We start from the raw sequence: 15,361 nt of genomic DNA, 5'->3' as shown, positions 1-15,361 counted from the left end.
CCACGCCGAGCCATTGTGTCACTCGGGCTGCTTGCCCCGGCTAGCCTGGGGAGGTGACTGACGTGACGCATTACGACATCGCCCTGATCGGCTCCGGCTCCGCGAACTCCTTCCCGGGTCCGGAGTTCGCTGGCCGCAGCATCGTGCAGATCGACCGCGGCGTGGGCCCCGATCAGGTGTTCGGGGGAACCTGCCTGAACCTCGGGTGCATCCCCACCAAGATGTTCGTGCACACCGCGGACCTCGCCCGCACGCCCGCAGAGTCCACCCGCTTCGGGCTCACCGAGCAGCTGCGCCATGTGGACTGGCCCGCGATCCGCGACCGCATCTTCGGGCGCATCGATCCGATCACCGCCGGTGGGGAGGAGTACCGCCGCGACCACGAGGACAATGCCAACCTCACGCTGCTGCGCGGCACCGCTCGCTTCACGGGTGCGAAGACGCTGCGTGTGACGCTGAACGACGGCGATGAGAGCTCAGTGCAGACGATCAGCGCCGAGACCATCGTGCTGGGGGCGGGATCGCGCCCGACGCTGCCTCCGATCGACGGTCTCGCCGAGGCGAAGCCCCACACCTCCGACACCATCATGCGGATCGACCAGCTGCCGGCCTCGCTCGCGATCCTGGGCTCCGGCGTGATCGCGGTGGAGATGGCACACATCTTCGCCTCCTTCGGCGTGGAGGTCACGCTGATCGCCCGCTCCTCGCAGGTGCTGCGCTCCGCGGACGCGGATGTCTCGGCACGGCTCACCGAGATCCTCGGAGAGCGGCTGCGGCTGGAGCGCGGGCTGTCCACCACCTCGGTGCGCCGTACTGCCGGCGGCGTCGAGCTGCGTGGCGAGCGGGATGGCGCCGAGGTGCTGATCCAGGCCGAGGAGCTGCTGGTCGCCGTCGGCCGCCGCCCGAACTCCGACCTGCTGGACGTCGATGCCGCCGGCATCGACACCGCAGAGGACGGCCGGGTGGAGGTGGATGAGCACCAGCGCGTGCTCGCCGGTGGGACGCCGGTGCCGGGCCTGTGGTCGTTCGGCGACCTCTCCAGCCCGTACCAGCTCAAGCACGTCGCCAACCATGAGCAGCGCATCGTGCGGCACAACATCCTGCATCCCGAGCAGCTGCGCCGCAGCGACACCATGCCGATCCCCAGCGGCGTGTTCACCCATCCCCAGGTCGCCTGGGTCGGGATGGACGAGGAACAGGCCCGGAGCAGCGGCCGGGCGGTGAAGGTCGCGGTCCAGGAGTACGCCTCGATCGCCTACGGTTGGGCGCTCGAGGACACCACCGGATTCGTGAAGATCATCGCCGATGCGGAGACGACGGAGATCCTCGGCGCGCACCTGATCGGTCCCGAAGCGACCACCCTGGTCCAGCTGCTGATCCAGGCGATGAGCACCGGGCAGACCGCCCGCGACATCGCCTCGACCCAGTACTGGATCCACCCGGCGATGCCGGAGCTGATCGAGAACGCGCTGCTGCAGCTCGTGGACTGAGTCAGCCCTGCGCGCAGCGGTGCATAGGACGCGGCCCCGCTCGCCGTGGGGTGAGCAGGGCCGCTGCCGGGTCCCGGCTCGTCACTCCTCGTAACCGGGCAGGCAGGACTTCAGCGGATCCTTCTCGATCTCGGGAGCCGGGGAGCTCTCCTCCCCGGCACCGGGGCTGGCGGACTCCTCCGAGGTCGGGGTCTCGGCGTCGCTGCTCGGCTCGTCGCTCGGAGTTTCCTCCGCGCTCGCGGAGCCCTCATCGACGCCGGGCTCCTGCTCCTCGTCCGCCGGCGCGGTGCCGGTCTCCGCAGGTGCGGTGGAGCCGGGCTCGGTCTCGCCGAGCACGGACTCCGGTGCCTCCCGGGTCATCGAATCCTCGATCGACGCGTCGACCCATTCCTCGAGGTACTCGAAGTCCGGGTTCCCGGAGAAGGTGACGTCCTGCGTGATCGGGTACGAGGTGAAGCCGCCGTCCTTGACCCGCAGGGCGAGGTCGACGAAGGCATCGAGGTTGCCCACCGGGATATCCGTGACGATGTTCTCCTCGGTGGCGTTGACCAGCCGGGGGATCGACAGGGCGAGTGTGGTCGGATCCGCCTCCTCCGTGACCGCCCGCACGATGCGCTGCTGGCGGCACATGCGGTTGAAGTCGTTGGATCCCTCGCGGGAGCGGGCGTACCACAGCGCATGGAAGCCGTCGAGCTTCTGCTGCCCGGGCTCGATGTAGCCGTCGATCTTGGCGGCGCCGCCACCGATCGGGATCCGGCGCTCGACGACCATATCCACGCCGCCCAGAGCATCCACGAGGTCTTCGAAACCTTGCAGGTTGACCATCGCGTAGTAGTCCATCTCGAGACCGAGGGTCTCCTCAACGGCCCAGCGAGTCGCGGTCAGGCCCGGCTCCGGATCATTCGGGAACAGATCGGGGCGATCCTCTGCCCAGGTCCACACGGCATTGATGAGGTTCTGGTTCTTGCCGAAGTAGTCGAAGCCGTCGGGGAACGTCTCGGCGGCCACCGTGCCTTCGGGGAACTCGACGTTCTCGAGGTTGCGGGGGATCGAGAACAGCGCCGTCTGCCCGGTCGCGGTGTCGATCGAGGCCACCATGATGGTGTCGGGGCGGGTGCCGGTGCGGTCCGCGCCCGCGTCCTGGCCCAGCAGCATGACGTTGAGCCGCCCGGTGTTGGCCCACGGGTCCTTGCCGGAGGTGAAGGGGTGATCGCCGCCGCCACCGCCGCCGAACACGGACTCGGAGCCGATCAAGCCTTGCAGCGCCCACAGCGACTGCACCCCGCGACCGAAGGGCAGTGCGACCGCCACAACCATCAGCGCGGCCAGTGCCAGGGCGAGATATCGCTTCGCCCCCTGGAGCCGCTCCCGGGTCGAGTGCGCGAGATTCGCGAGCACGATCTGAAGCGCCCAGACCAGGCCCACGACGCCCGCCGCGAGCATGGCCCCGATCAGCACGCTGCGATTGGTCACCAGCATCATCGCGTTGCGCAGAGGATCTCCGAGCAACAGGAAGGCCGCGACCGAGACCAGCGCGAGCAGCAACACCGCCAGCAGCACCCAGCCGAGCCGGCGCAGGCGGGTGGTCACCAGGCCCGCACCGGGCAGCACCGAGGTGAGCACGGTCCAGAACGCGACTCGCGGCAGTGAGCCGGAGACGGCGCCCTCCGCACGGTCCTTGTCCTGGTCGGCGCCGTCGGCAGCGTCGGCTGACCCGCCGGTGTGCTCGGCCGAGGTGCCGGAGAGCGGTGCGGCCCGTCCGGGAACGATCCTCGGACCGCTCGCCGCGGGAGAACCGGACGCAGATCCGGAGGGGGCTGCGGGCTCGGCGTCCATCGTCGCCGGCTCGACACCGACGGGCGGAGCCAGCGGGGAGGAGGAGGCCGGCTCCTGTGCGGAGTCATCCTCCGGTGCGGAGGCCTCGTCCGTGGTGGTCGACCAGAGGTCCTGCTCGGTGACGGGCCCTGCCGTGGCATGGCGGCCATGCGCTGACTCCCCGGGGCCTGCGGCGTCAGCGCCGACTGCCCCGGCCTCGACTGCGCCGGTCCCGACTGCGCCGGTGTCCACTGAGTCGGCGGCGGCCCCGGGGGATCCGGTGCCGTCGAGCTGGTGGAGCGGGAAAGCGGCCCGACGGCCCCGTGGCCGAGCAGGTGTCTGCGCTGCCGGTTGCTCTGCCGGCTGATCTGCGGGCCGAGCCGCGGACTGCTCTTCGGACTGCTCTGCGGATCGGGATGCGGACCGAGCGGAATCGTCGGGGCGTGCCGGGGATGCTGCTGCAGATCCGGCAGCGGCGGCGGGGGAGACCGATCCTCCGGGGAACGAGGTGCGTCGCGCCGAGGGCGGGTTCTGCTCAGCCGTCGGCGTGGGCGCCGAAGGCGGGACCGGCGCGCTGGATGCCGAGGACCTCGGGTTCGCCGAACTCGCCGAGGACGCCGAGGACGCCGAGTTCGCGGAGCTCGCTGATTCCGCCGAGCTCGCGGATCCGCCGAGCCAGGTGCGTTTGGGGTTCGGGGAACCGAAGGCGGCGTCGCGATTCCTCCGCGCCTCGTCTGCGGGGAGCGGGGTCGAAGGGGCGCGTCGGGTTGGTTGCTGGTGTCTGCCGGACCGACGACGTCTGCGCCGTGAGGCCGAGGATGGGTCCGTCATGCGCTACATCCTAGGAGCTTGACGCTGGTTGGTCATGCAACAGCCTGTGAGAACTTCGTGGAGGTGGGGCACATGGGGCCACCCGTATCCTGGCCGCATGCGCCTGATCCACACTCCGTCGACCGACCTCACGTACGACGACTGCTTCTTCCTGCCGGGTCGTTCCGCGATCACCTCGCGCTTCGACGTCGACCTCAGCAGCGATGACGGGACCGGCACCACGATCCCGCTGATCGCCGCGAACATGACCGCCGTGACCGGGCGGCGCATGGCCGAGGTGATGGCCCGACGTGGAGGTCTCGCGGTGCTGCCCCAGGACCTCTCCCCGGAGCGGATCGACTCGATCGTACGCTCGGTGAAGTCACGTGACCTGCTGGTGGACCACCCGCTCACCCTCACCGCCACCGGCACCCTCGGCCAGGCGGCGGACCTGCTGCCCAAGCGGCCCCACGGCATCGTCGTGGTGGTCGATGAGGAGCGCCGCCCACTGGGCACCATCTCCGCGGAGGAGATCGCCGGCCGGGACTCCTTCTCCGAGGTGGGGGAGGTGCTCAGCGAAGATGTGCCGGTGCTGCGCCCGAGCGATCTCGAGGTGAGCCCGGCGCAGCTGCACGGCAGGATCGCCGCGACTCACCATGACGCCGCGGTCGTGGTCGACGAGGACGGGATGCTGCGCGGTGTCCTCACCGCCAACGGCGTGCTGCGCTCGACCATCTATCGCCCGGCGGCCGACGCCGAGGGCAGGCTGCGGATCGCGGTCGCCGTCGGGGTCAACGCCGATGTCGCCACGCGGGTGCGTGAGCTGGTCGCTGTCGGCGTGGACGTCATCGTGCTGGACACCGCTCACGGGCACCAGGACAAGATGATCGACGCGCTCCGTCTCGCTCGCGAGGCGCTCGGCCCCCGGGAGGGGACAGCGGTGCGCCTGGCCGCGGGCAACATCGTCACCGCCGAGGGCACCCGGGAGCTGACCGAAGCCGGCGCCGACATCGTCAAGGTCGGAGTCGGGCCGGGAGCGATGTGCACCACCCGGATGATGACGGGCGTGGGCAGGCCCCAGTTCTCCGCTGTCCTGGAGTGCGCCGCAGAGGCCCGCCGGCTCGGCGGGAGCGTCTGGGCCGACGGCGGGGTGCGTCACCCGCGCGACGTCGCGCTCGCGCTGGCCGCCGGGGCGTCCAACGTGATGATCGGCTCCTGGTTCGCGGGGACCTATGAGTCTCCCGGCCAGATGCGCACCGACGAGGCCGGCGGACGCTACAAGGAGTCCTTCGGCATGGCTTCCAAGCGTGCGGTCTCCCACCGGACCGCGCATGAAGATGCCTTCGCTCGTGCCCGCAAGGGACTGTTCGAGGAGGGCATCTCCACCTCGCGCATGTATCTCACCGAGGGGAAGGGCGGCGTCGAGGACCTGCTCGACGAGATCACTGCCGGGGTGCGCTCTTCGTTCACCTATGCGGGAGCAGCGGGCACCGAGGAGTTCCGTGAGCGGGCGGTGATCGGGCTGCAGGGCGCCGCCGGCTACAACGAGGGCCGTCCGATCTCCAGCTCCTGGAGCTGACCGCGGCACCGGCCCTGGCGTCGGCCGGCCATTCCTGGATGACCGTTCCTGGGCGGCCGACGCCGGCGGGCCGGTAGGCTGGGCCCATGACGACTCTCGTGATCGGTGGCGCCGGATATATCGGATCGCATGTGGTGCGACTCCTGCTCGAACAGGGGCAGAAGGTGGTCGTGGTCGACAACCTCTCCACAGGTCTGCGACAGCGCACCGAGGGCGCTGAGCTGATTGAGCTCGACGTGACGCTCCCGGACGCGCGCGAGAAGCTCGCCTTCCAGATGCGGGCCAGCGGTGCGGACTCCGTGATCCACTTCGCCGCCCACAAGCAAGTCGGCGAATCCGTCGCCAATCCCGAGATGTACTGGCATGACAACATCGGCGGGCTCGCCAACGTGCTCTCCGCCTGTGCGAGCGCCGAGGTGCGCGACGTCGTGTTCTCCTCCTCCGCCGCGGTGTACGGGATGCCGGACGTGGACCTGGTCACCGAGGAGCTCGCCCCGCAGCCCATCAACCCCTACGGCGCGACCAAGTACGTGGGGGAGTGGATGCTCGCCGACGCCGAGCGGGCCCACGACATGCGCACCGTCGCCCTGCGGTACTTCAACGTGGCCGGCGCGGGCTGGCCCGAGCTGGCCGACACCGCGGTGATGAACCTGGTGCCGATCGTGCTGGACCGGCTCGAACAGGGGAAGACCCCGATCGTGTTCGGCGACGACTACGACACCCCCGACGGCACCTGCGTCCGCGACTACGTGCATGTGCTCGACCTGGCCCATGCACATATCGCCGCCCTGGACTACCTGCGCGGCGAAGAGCGCCCCCACCGCACCTTCAACGTCGGCACCGGCGAGGGATCGAGCGTGCTCGAGGTGATCGACGCGATCGCCCGGGCCAAGGGCATCGAGATCATCCCCGAGATCGGCGCACCACGAGCCGGGGACCCGGCTCGCCTGATCTGCTCCGGGGACCGCATCGCCCAGACCCTGGGCTGGAAGTCCGAGCACGGTCTGGATGACATCGTGCGCTCGGCCGTCGAGGCCCGTTCGGCGGCGATCACCCCGGATGTCGAGGCGTACTCCGAAGGCTGAGAGGCCTGCACCGAGGGCTGACCCTCACCGCAGCATGTGAAGAGCCGAGGCCAGGGGCGTTTCCAGGACTCGGCTCTTCGCGTATGTGCGGGGCGTCTGCCCCGCCGCCGACGCCTCTCAGGTGAGGTAGCGGTAGATCGGGTTCTCCGGATCGACCCGCTCGATCTCCATGTTCGAGGCGGCCATGCGCGCCATCAGCGGCTCGAGGTCCGAGCGGTTCCCGATCTCGAGGCCCACCAGGGCCGGCCCCGACTCGCGGTTGTTGCGCTTGATGTAGTCGAACAGCACGATGTCGTCGTTCGGCCCCAGCACGCGGTCCAGGAAGCGACGCAGAGCGCCCGGTTCCTGAGGGAAGGTCACCAGGAAGTAATGCTTGAGGCCCTCGTGCACGAGGGAGCGCTCGACGACCTCGTTGTACCGCGAGACGTCGTTGTTGCCGCCGGAGACGACGACCACGATGTCACCGGTCTCCTCCTCCGGATCATTCGCGCCAGCCCCCGCCCGGCCCAGGTGCGCGATCGCGCCAGAGGCCACCGCCGTCGCGGCGAGAGCCCCGGCGGGCTCGGCGATGATCCCCTCGACCTGGTAGAGCTCGAGCATCTCCGTGCATACGGCGCCCTCCTCGACCGCGACCAGCTCGGGGGTGATGGCCTGCACCATCTGCAGCGGGCCCGCACCGACCCGGCGCACCGCGGCGCCATCGACGAAGCGGTCCATCTCGTGCAGGGTGACCGGACGGCCGGCGCGGACCGCAGCGGCCATGGAGACCGCACCGGCTGGCTCCACACCGATGATCCGGGTGGAGGGGCTCCGCTCCCGCAGCCAGGCGCCGCAGCCGCCGAGCAGCCCGCCCCCGCCCACGGGAAGGACCATGGTGCCGAGCTCGCGACCGTGCTCTGAGCGCAGCTGATCGGCGGCTTCGAGCGCCACGGTCCCCTGCGCGGCCATGATCACCGGATGGTCGAAAGGGGGCACCTGGGTGGCACCGGTGCGCTCCGCGTCATCCGCGGCGGCCTCGGCAGCATCGTCGAAGGTGTCCCCGATCAGCACCAGCTCCACCAGTTCCCCGCCGATCGCAGTGATCCGCTCGCGCTTCTGACGGGGGGTGGTACCGGGCACGTAGATGCGGCCGTGGATGCCCAGGGCCTGGCAGGCGTATGCGACTCCCTGGGCATGGTTGCCTGCGCTCGCGGCCACCACCCCGGCGGCCCGGAGCTCCGGGCTCAACGAGTCCAGGAAGAGATAGGCGCCGCGCAGCTTGTAGGAGCGCACGGACTGGAGGTCCTCACGTTTGAGCCAGACCGGCACTCCGGTCAGCCTGCTCAGCCGTTCGCTGAGCTCGAGCGGCGTGCGCCGCAGGACCGGGGCCAGGCGTGCTGCGGCGCTCTCGACCTCCGGGGCGCGCACCGGTAATGGCGTCGTCTCGCTCATGCTGTTCTCTCCTCGTCGGAGGTTCTCTCGTCGTCGGAGGTACTCTTCCCGACGGCGACGACCAGCGCCGTCGCCATCGCTGCCACACCCTCGCCGCGGCCGGTCAGCCCGAGACCGTCCGTGGTGCTGCCGGAGACGGATACCGGTGCACCGGCCGCCTCGCTCATCACCGAGACCGCTTCGTCGCGGCGCCCGGAGAGGCGTGGACGATTGCCGATGATCTGCACGGAGATGTTGCCGATCGTGAAGCCGGCCGCACGCACCAGTCGCGCCGCCTCTTCCAGCAGACGGACTCCTGAGGCGCCTTCCCATTCGGGCCGGTCGACACCGAAGTGCGTGCCCAGGTCACCGATCCCCGCGGCTGAGAACAGCGCATCGCAGGCTGCATGGCAGGCGACGTCCGCGTCGGAGTGGCCGGCCAGGCCTCTTTCCCCGTCCCAGCGCAGTCCCGCGACCCACAGCTCGCGCCCGGACTCGGCCGAGGCGAAGGCATGGACATCCACTCCGGTCCCGACACGGGGCAGGGGGGAGGGGTGCGAGGTCATCGGGAGCCGTCCTCCCCGCCCGCGCTGCGGGGAGCGATGCGCTCGAGCAGGCGATCGATGTCGTCGTAGGTCACCTGAGGGTTGGTCCCCAGCAGCAGCGGCATCCCGGACACCCGGGGAATGCCCAGGGCGTCCGGCAGATCCACCGTGCTGACCACGAGGTCCGCCCGGAAGTCGGGGGAGAGCAGGTCCATGACGGTGGCCTGGACGACCTGGATCTGTCGGCCGCCGGAGGTGAGATGCTCCCGCACCTGCTCCGCGATCAGTGCGGAGGTAGCGATTCCTGCGCCGCACACGATGGCGATGGTGAGCATACGAACTCCTGAGCTGTGGGTCGGGTGACGACCAGCGTCCCGACGATCTGAGGAGGCTGTCGGGTGAGGACCGGAAGACACCGGCGAGGGTCGATTCTGTCACGTCCTCGCTGGGTGATCCACGAGAGGTCCGCGGCCGTCTACGATGCCAGCGTGACTCAGCCCCGACGCCTCCGCACTCCCCGTCCGCCCGGGCGGGCGGCCGGAGTCGTGCTCGCCGGCGGCTCGGGCACCCGCGTGGGCGCCGGCATCAACAAGGCGTTCCTGCCCCTGGCTGGTCGCAGCATCGCAGGCTGGGGCCTGAACACGCTCGCCGCGGTCGAGGGGATAGGCATCTTGGTCTTCGTAGTGCGACCGGACGATCTCGAACACGCCCGCTTCGTGGATTCGCGCGAGACCGAGCATCCGCTGGAGATCATCACCGGCGGCGAGACCCGCCAGGAGTCCGAGCTGCTGGCACTGCGCCATCTGGCGGACCGCATCGACTCCGGCGCGGTGGACACTGTGCTGATCCACGACGCCGCCCGCCCGCTGGTCTCCCACGGCCTGGTCTCAGCAGTGCTGCATGCGGCCAGGGAGAGCGGCGGGGCGGTTCCGGGCATCCCCGCCCTGGACATCGCCTCAGCGGGGCCGGGGCACACCTTGGCTCCCGGCGCCGATCTGCGAGAGGACGCCCTGGTGAGGGTGCAGACCCCGCAGGGATTCCACGCCGCCACGATCCTGGACGCCTATGAGGCCGCGGCCCGGGACGGATTCGTCGGCACTGACACCGCCTCCTGCGCCGAGGAGTACACCCACATCCCGGTGACCTGGGTGCGCGGCGAGGAGACGAACTTCAAGATCACCTACGCCCAGGATCTGCTGCTGGCCCAGGACGTGGTCAGCGCGCTAGGTTTGAGGACAGGGTGAGGAGGAGCCGATGAACGTCGAGGAGAGCTACCTGCGCTGCACCGCCTGCGATCAGGAGGCGGAGCACGTGGTCGTCTACGCCGGCAGGTTCGTGTCCCAGATCCAGTGCACCGGCTGCGGAGCCGTGACCAGACTGGATGTGTCCGACGACTATCTGCCGGATCTCCGCCAGCGGATCTCCAGCAAGCCACGGCGCCTGATGCGACGGCTGCGCCGTGACCCCGGGGAGCTCGCCACGAGCCTGCCGGTGCGCACGCTGTCCAAACCGGGCCGGATGGCCGCGGAGTTCCGGACCGTCTGGCGCAGCCGCAGCGGCCGCTGAGCTGCGGGGTGCTGCGCGACCTATCTGCGCGACTTTGCCGGGCGATTTGGCCGCCGGGCGGACTGTCTGCGCGACCTGCCCGGGCGACGGCCCTGATTTCCCGGGGAACCTCCCTGCGTGGCCTCTCAGCCGCGTCGTGAGATGCCGTACCGGTGCGAGGTGTCCCGGGCCAGGCCCAGGGAGATCTGCGCCTGCCACAGGGTGAGTCGGTCCAGTACCGCGAAACCGGAATGAGAGCCCTGCACGGTGCGTACCTCGGCCCCGCCTTCGAGGGCCACGAGGATCTCGTCGAAGCGTCCGCGATCGATCCCTGCGCGGGGCATGCTCTCCGGAGCAGCAGGCTCCAGCACCCTCTCCAGCAGCTCGCGCCGCAGCAGCCGGGGGCTCTGCAAGCCGGCCAGGGTGGTGCGGTCGATGTTCCGCAGGCCGTCGGGCCGGACCTCCTTGACCGAATCGGTCAGGGCGATCACGGGCACCACGGCATCGATGCTGGCTTCGAGAGCGGAGAGCACCTCGGTGATGACAGAGGCCGGGGTGAGCGCGCGCTCCGCATCATGCAGCAGCAGCAGCTCCTCGTCGGTGCGCTCGAGGACCGTCTGCAAAGCGTTGCGGCGATCGCCGGCGACAGAGACGACGGGGATGCGGGGATCGAGGGCCGCACGCAGCTGCGATGCGGCGACGTCGGCGGTGACCACCAGCGGCATCGGGAGCCCGAGGCCGTGGAGGGTACCGAGCAGCCGGTTGATCAGTCGCGAACCGCCGAGCAGCTCGAGACATGGTGTCGCCGCACCGCGGGAGAGACCTGGCGCGGGGGGAGCCAGGGCGAGGACGACGGGCCGCACTGTCGCGGCGGTCGGGAGGGGTGACACGGGGGGCAGGGGGCTCAGGAGGCGAGGACCTCGTCGAGGATCGACTCGGCGCTGGCCTCGTCGGTCTTCTCCGCGAGTGCGAGCTCGGAGACCAGGATCTGACGGGCCTTGGACAGCATCCGCTTCTCACCGGCGGAGAGCCCGCGATCCTGATCGCGGCGCCACAGATCACGAACGACCTCGGCCACCTTCTTGACGTCTCCGGAGGCCAGCTTCTCGACATTCGCCTTGTAGCGGCGCGACCAGTTGGTGGGTTCCTCCGTATAGGGCTGACGCAGCACCTCGAAGACCTCCTCGAGGCCCTCCTTGTCCACCACGTCGCGCACTCCCACGAGATCGACGTTGTCGGCGGGGACCTCGATGGTCAGATCTCCCTGGGCAACCTTCAGCTTGAGGTAGGTGCGATCCTCCCCCTTGATGGTGCGGGTCTTGACCTCTTCGATGAGCGCGGCACCGTGGTGCGGGTAGACGACGGTCTCGCCGACAGCAAAATTCATGTGGTGGGTCCCCTTTCCGCCGACCAGTCTAGCACCGGGGGGTCATGCTAAAATGCGCACCGACCTGCCCGCTGACCTGCCGGAGCGCTCGCCCAACAGCTCGGGCTGATCGCCGTTGGGGCACAGTGCGGCGCTCCTGCCTCACCAGCCGTACGCCCTCGGGAACGGCGGTCGCGAACCTCAGGAGAGCCCCTCCGGCTTCTCCTGCATCGACCCGGTCACGCCGTGCCGCCCCGGGGCCGCGCGGGGCTTGTGGTGGGGTAACCTGTCAGAGCTGTCCCTAGAACGTCTGTGCCGCGATCCGGCATCGAAGAGGAGTCCTCCGTGCGCCGTCCCCGCCGTCTCGTGCTCTCCGCCGCCGCCATGGGCCTGGCGCTCGCGGCCACCGGCTGCACGTACTTCAGCCCGGTGCAGACCCATGAGTTCTATCAGGCCGCCGACGGCACCAACGCCAATCTCGAGCAGAACGGCACCCTCTTCGCCGGCGTGCGCAATGCCGTGCTGGTCCTTGGTGAAGATGGCACCCCGGTGTTCTCCTCGACGGTTGTGAACTACTCCGATGAGGAGATCACGGTAGAGGTCGAGGGCAGCGCCGAGGGCAGTGCCATCTTCTCCGCCCAGGTGCAGGTCCCCGCGCACGGTGTCGTCGAGCTCGGCCCCAGCGAGGGCCAGCAGCTGGTCCCGGTCGGTGCGCTCGACGTGGGGACCGGCACGATCCTCAACCTCGATGTGACCGCTGGCGACGAGACCACCACGATCTCCCTGCCCACGCTCGACACCAGCCTGGGCTACTACGACTTCGAACAGCCGGCCGGGGGCTGAGACCCGCCGCTGTCACCATCCAGCATGCAGAACGCCCCGCAGCCTCGGCTGCGGGGCGTTCTGCATGCTGTCGTCCCGGTGAGGGTCAGCTGCCGGACTCGAACTTGTAGCCCAGTCCTCGCACGGTCACCAGGTGCACGGGGTTCTTGGGGTCATCCTCGATCTTGGCCCGCAGCCGCTTGACATGCACATCGAGGGTCTTCGTGTCGCCGACGTAATTGGCACCCCACACCCGGTCGATGAGCTGCCCGCGGGTGAGCACCCGGTCCACATTCCGCAGCAGCATCTCCAGCAGCTCGAACTCCTTGAGCGGCAGTGCGACCTCGGTGCCGTGCACCTCCACCACGTGACGCTCGACGTCCATCATGATGCCGCCGGCGTTCAGGGTGGTGTACTCCTCCGTCTCGGCTGAGTCCTGGCCGCGGCGCAGCACCGCCTTGATCCGGGCCAGCAGCTCTCGCGAGGAGTACGGCTTGGTGACGTAGTCGTCGGCGCCCAGCTCGAGGCCGAGGACCTTGTCGAACTCGTCGTCCTTGGCGGTGAGCATGATGACCGGCACCGTCGAGGTGCGGCGGATCTCCCGGCACACCTCGGTGCCGCTCATCCCCGGGAGCATCAGGTCCAGGAGAACCAGGTCGGCACCGTGGGCGGTGAAGATCCGCAGCCCGTCGGTGCCGGTGTCGGCGACGGCGACCTCGTAGCCCTCCTTCCGCAGCGAGTACGAGAGGGGATCGGAGAAGGACTCCTCGTCCTCCACGATCAGGATGCGCGTCATATCAATGTCCCTTTCCCGACCCATGACGGGTCATCGAGGCGGATGGGCTGCTGTGGGGGTCATCGACCGCGCGGGCGCCGACGGTGATGGTCTCGGTCCGACCCATCTCCGGCAGTCGGAGCGTGAACGTCGATCCCTGGCCCGGCATCGACCAGGCGGGGACTTCACCTCCGTGGTCGCTCGCGATGTGCTTGACGATCGCGAGGCCCAGCCCGGAGCCGCCGGTGGCCCGCGACCGGGCGCGGTCGACGCGGAAGAAGCGTTCGAAGACCCGCTCGAGGTTCTCTTTGGAGATGCCGATGCCCTGATCCTTGACGGAGATCTCGACCATGCCGTGATCACGGCGCACGGACACCCCGACCCGGGTGTGCGGATCGGAGTAGGAGATCGCGTTGGAGATCAGGTTCGACAGCGCGGTGGTGAGCATGGCGGGGGAGCCGAAGACGGTCAGCCCCTGTGTCCCGCCCACACTGACCTCGATCTTCGAGCCCAGTCCGAAGTTCCGGTTCAGCGCCACCGCCTCCTCGATCACCTCGTCGATCTCGACAGGCTCGGCGTCGGGCAGTGCGGAGCCGCCCTGGACCCGGGAGAGCTCGATGATCTCTTTGACCAGGTGCGACAGCCTGCGGGACTCCGTCTGCATCCGTTCGGCGAAGCGGCGCACCGCGTCCGGGTCCTCGGCGGCGTCCTCCATCGTCTCGGCCAGCAGGGTGATGGCGCCGACGGGGGTCTTCAGCTCGTGGGACACATTGGCCACGAAGTCGCGACGGGTCTCCTCGACCCGCACCGCACGGGTGAGATCGTCGGCCAGCAGCAGCGCCCCATGCTCGCCGAGGGCCCCGATGCGCACATCGATCACGGCATCGGAATCGCCCTGGGACGAGCGGCGCAGGCTGAGACGCTCATCGCGGAACCCGCCGTTGCGGCCCACATCGGCCGCGAGCGCCATCAGCTCGGCGCTGGCCAGGCGCGGGTAGTCCCCCTCGGAGGCGCGCACGATGCCGTAGGAGTAGGCCAGGGGAGAGGCGCGCAGCACGTCACCGCTGGAGTCGAGCACGACGTAGGCGGAGGAGAGGATCGCGAGGACCTCGGCCGCGGCCTCGGGGACGTTCTGGCCGGGGGCTGTCGACGGCTCTGCACGGCGGCGCTGCGGGGAGGCGAGCGCGAGCATCGCGGCGACGCCGATCACCAGACCGATCGCGCCGGCGAGCACGAGGAGCGCAGACAGGGGCACCCGTACAGCCTAGGCCCCCGGCCACGCTCTCCCGAACTGCCCAGCCAGCATGAAGGACAATGAGGTCAGGAGTTCATGGGGACTACGCTTCACGTTCACCGGCCGCCGCAGTCCGTTCACCCGAGATTGCGATCATCGGTGGCGAAGGTCCCTTCAGACAGAGGAGTAGTAACCATGCGCGAGGCGTACCAGAGCGACCTGCGGCATATCGTCGATGACCTGGTCGACATGGCCGAGCTGGTCGGGACGGCCCTCGAGGACGCGACCACCGCCCTGCTCGAGGGCGATCTCGCCCTCGCGGAGCGGGTCGTCACCGCCGACCCCCATATCGATGCCCGCCAGCTGGAGCTGGATGCGAAGGCGGTCGAGCTGCTGGCTCGGCAGTCCCCGGTGGCCACCGACCTGCGACTGCTGGTCGCGTCCCTGCGCATGAGCTCATCGCTCGAGCGGATGGGCGACCTGGCCGCGCATGTCGCGCTGGTCGCGCGCCGCACGCATCCGGACCCGGCCGTCCCGGAGCAGCACCGCGAGCAGATCGCGAAGATGTCTCAGCTCGGGCTGACTGCTCTCAAGGGGGCGACCGAGGTCATCCAGAGCCGTGATCTGGCGCTCGGGGCGCAGGTGGAGAAGCAGGACGATCAGCTCGACGATCTGATGATCGAGATCTCGCGCCAGATCTCCAGCAGCGGCGAGGACATCTACACCAACGCCGAGGTCATCGACCTCACGCTGCTCATCCGGTTCTACGAGCGCATCGGCGACCACGCGGTCTCCCTGGTGCGACGCATCGGCTTCCTGGTGACCGGAGACGCGCTCGACACGCTCAGCGAAGGTGTCGACGTCCCGGAGTTCTGAGCCGGCAGT

Annotated in this window: 15 protein-coding genes; 7 read left to right on the top strand and 8 right to left on the bottom strand. The window is 69.5% G+C overall.

Annotated elements, in window-relative coordinates; translation table 11 throughout:
• The first annotated feature begins 53 nt into the window (after positions 1 to 53).
• Positions 54 to 1,490 carry a mycothione reductase gene (locus ACTH43_RS09975; RefSeq protein ID WP_441444749.1) on the top strand — a complete coding sequence of 479 codons (1,437 nt, stop codon included), beginning with the start codon at positions 54 to 56 and terminating at the stop codon, positions 1,488 to 1,490.
• 81 nt (positions 1,491 to 1,571) lie between these two features.
• Here ACTH43_RS09975 and ACTH43_RS09970 read toward each other — a convergent pair whose 3' ends face one another.
• Positions 1,572 to 3,557: an LCP family glycopolymer transferase gene (locus tag ACTH43_RS09970; RefSeq protein ID WP_441444748.1), complete on the bottom strand. Its 1,986-nt coding sequence runs from the start codon at positions 3,555 to 3,557 to the stop codon at positions 1,572 to 1,574.
• A 676-nt stretch (positions 3,558 to 4,233) separates the two neighbouring features.
• On the opposite strand from ACTH43_RS09970, the gene ACTH43_RS09965 reads away from it, so the two are divergent.
• Positions 4,234 to 5,694: a GuaB1 family IMP dehydrogenase-related protein gene (locus tag ACTH43_RS09965; RefSeq protein ID WP_441444747.1), complete on the top strand. Its 1,461-nt coding sequence runs from the start codon at positions 4,234 to 4,236 to the stop codon at positions 5,692 to 5,694.
• Positions 5,695 to 5,780: 86 nt separating this feature from the next.
• The gene (gene galE, locus ACTH43_RS09960; protein ID WP_441444746.1) at positions 5,781 to 6,779 is read left to right on the top strand and encodes a UDP-glucose 4-epimerase GalE; all 999 of its coding nucleotides are present in this window, start codon (positions 5,781 to 5,783) and stop codon (positions 6,777 to 6,779) included.
• Positions 6,780 to 6,896: 117 nt separating this feature from the next.
• Here galE and ilvA read toward each other — a convergent pair whose 3' ends face one another.
• The 3 genes from ilvA to ACTH43_RS09945 are packed head-to-tail and all read right to left on the bottom strand — an operon-like array spanning position 6,897 to position 9,069.
• Positions 6,897 to 8,210: a threonine ammonia-lyase IlvA gene (ilvA, locus tag ACTH43_RS09955; protein WP_441444745.1), complete on the bottom strand. Its 1,314-nt coding sequence runs from the start codon at positions 8,208 to 8,210 to the stop codon at positions 6,897 to 6,899.
• Entirely contained in the window at positions 8,207 to 8,755 is a 549-nt protein-coding gene (gene ispF, locus ACTH43_RS09950; protein WP_441444744.1) for a 2-C-methyl-D-erythritol 2,4-cyclodiphosphate synthase, read from the bottom strand. Before ispF ends, ilvA begins: the two co-directional genes overlap by 4 nt.
• The gene (locus ACTH43_RS09945; protein ID WP_441444743.1) at positions 8,752 to 9,069 is read right to left on the bottom strand and encodes a PTS sugar transporter subunit IIB; all 318 of its coding nucleotides are present in this window, start codon (positions 9,067 to 9,069) and stop codon (positions 8,752 to 8,754) included. The genes ispF and ACTH43_RS09945 overlap by 4 nt, the downstream gene beginning before the upstream one ends.
• A gap of 153 nt (positions 9,070 to 9,222) precedes the next feature.
• Here ACTH43_RS09945 and ACTH43_RS09940 point away from each other — a divergent pair, with 153 nt between their 5' ends.
• Positions 9,223 to 9,978 carry an IspD/TarI family cytidylyltransferase gene (locus ACTH43_RS09940; protein ID WP_441444742.1) on the top strand — a complete coding sequence of 252 codons (756 nt, stop codon included), beginning with the start codon at positions 9,223 to 9,225 and terminating at the stop codon, positions 9,976 to 9,978.
• A 10-nt stretch (positions 9,979 to 9,988) separates the two neighbouring features.
• Positions 9,989 to 10,300 (top strand): hypothetical protein, encoded by a 312-nt coding sequence (locus ACTH43_RS09935; RefSeq protein ID WP_441444741.1) that lies wholly within the window; start codon positions 9,989 to 9,991, stop codon positions 10,298 to 10,300.
• A 125-nt stretch (positions 10,301 to 10,425) separates the two neighbouring features.
• On the opposite strand, the gene ACTH43_RS09930 is transcribed toward ACTH43_RS09935, so the two are convergent.
• Positions 10,426 to 11,169 carry a 2-C-methyl-D-erythritol 4-phosphate cytidylyltransferase gene (locus ACTH43_RS09930; protein WP_441444740.1) on the bottom strand — a complete coding sequence of 248 codons (744 nt, stop codon included), beginning with the start codon at positions 11,167 to 11,169 and terminating at the stop codon, positions 10,426 to 10,428.
• Positions 11,170 to 11,183: 14 nt separating this feature from the next.
• Complete coding sequence (locus ACTH43_RS09925) at positions 11,184 to 11,666, bottom strand: CarD family transcriptional regulator (RefSeq protein WP_441444739.1); 483 nt, start codon at positions 11,664 to 11,666, stop codon at positions 11,184 to 11,186.
• 324 nt (positions 11,667 to 11,990) lie between these two features.
• On the opposite strand from ACTH43_RS09925, the gene ACTH43_RS09920 reads away from it, so the two are divergent.
• The gene (locus ACTH43_RS09920) at positions 11,991 to 12,488 is read left to right on the top strand and encodes a hypothetical protein (RefSeq protein ID WP_441444738.1); all 498 of its coding nucleotides are present in this window, start codon (positions 11,991 to 11,993) and stop codon (positions 12,486 to 12,488) included.
• Between the two features lie 85 nt (positions 12,489 to 12,573).
• On the opposite strand, the gene ACTH43_RS09915 is transcribed toward ACTH43_RS09920, so the two are convergent.
• Together ACTH43_RS09915 and ACTH43_RS09910 are read right to left on the bottom strand one after the other, a co-directional pair.
• The gene (locus ACTH43_RS09915; RefSeq protein ID WP_441444737.1) at positions 12,574 to 13,263 is read right to left on the bottom strand and encodes a response regulator; all 690 of its coding nucleotides are present in this window, start codon (positions 13,261 to 13,263) and stop codon (positions 12,574 to 12,576) included.
• A 1-nt stretch (position 13,264) separates the two neighbouring features.
• Positions 13,265 to 14,497, bottom strand: a complete 1,233-nt coding sequence (locus tag ACTH43_RS09910) for a sensor histidine kinase (RefSeq protein WP_441444736.1) — start codon at positions 14,495 to 14,497, stop codon at positions 13,265 to 13,267.
• A gap of 174 nt (positions 14,498 to 14,671) precedes the next feature.
• On the opposite strand from ACTH43_RS09910, the gene phoU reads away from it, so the two are divergent.
• Positions 14,672 to 15,352: a phosphate signaling complex protein PhoU gene (phoU, locus tag ACTH43_RS09905; protein ID WP_441444735.1), complete on the top strand. Its 681-nt coding sequence runs from the start codon at positions 14,672 to 14,674 to the stop codon at positions 15,350 to 15,352.
• Positions 15,353 to 15,361: the final 9 nt, after the last annotated feature.

The organism is Brachybacterium sp., assembly GCF_052095815.1.
Lineage (GTDB): Bacteria > Actinomycetota > Actinomycetes > Actinomycetales > Dermabacteraceae > Brachybacterium.
The sequence above is the reverse complement of the archived record's forward strand: the minus strand, read 5'-3'. Positions and strand labels throughout refer to the sequence as shown.

Coding starts and splice junctions, on each gene's coding strand:
- ACTH43_RS09925 (WP_441444739.1), bottom strand. CDS start 11,666: ATGAATTTTGCTGTCGGCGAGACCGTCGTCTACCCGCACCACGGTGCC.
- ACTH43_RS09915 (WP_441444737.1), bottom strand. CDS start 13,263: ATGACGCGCATCCTGATCGTGGAGGACGAGGAGTCCTTCTCCGATCCC.
- ispF (WP_441444744.1), bottom strand. CDS start 8,755: ATGACCTCGCACCCCTCCCCCCTGCCCCGTGTCGGGACCGGAGTGGAT.
- ACTH43_RS09965 (WP_441444747.1), top strand. CDS start 4,234: ATGCGCCTGATCCACACTCCGTCGACCGACCTCACGTACGACGACTGC.
- ACTH43_RS09935 (WP_441444741.1), top strand. CDS start 9,989: ATGAACGTCGAGGAGAGCTACCTGCGCTGCACCGCCTGCGATCAGGAG.
- ACTH43_RS09945 (WP_441444743.1), bottom strand. CDS start 9,069: ATGCTCACCATCGCCATCGTGTGCGGCGCAGGAATCGCTACCTCCGCA.
- ilvA (WP_441444745.1), bottom strand. CDS start 8,210: ATGAGCGAGACGACGCCATTACCGGTGCGCGCCCCGGAGGTCGAGAGC.
- phoU (WP_441444735.1), top strand. CDS start 14,672: ATGCGCGAGGCGTACCAGAGCGACCTGCGGCATATCGTCGATGACCTG.
- galE (WP_441444746.1), top strand. CDS start 5,781: ATGACGACTCTCGTGATCGGTGGCGCCGGATATATCGGATCGCATGTG.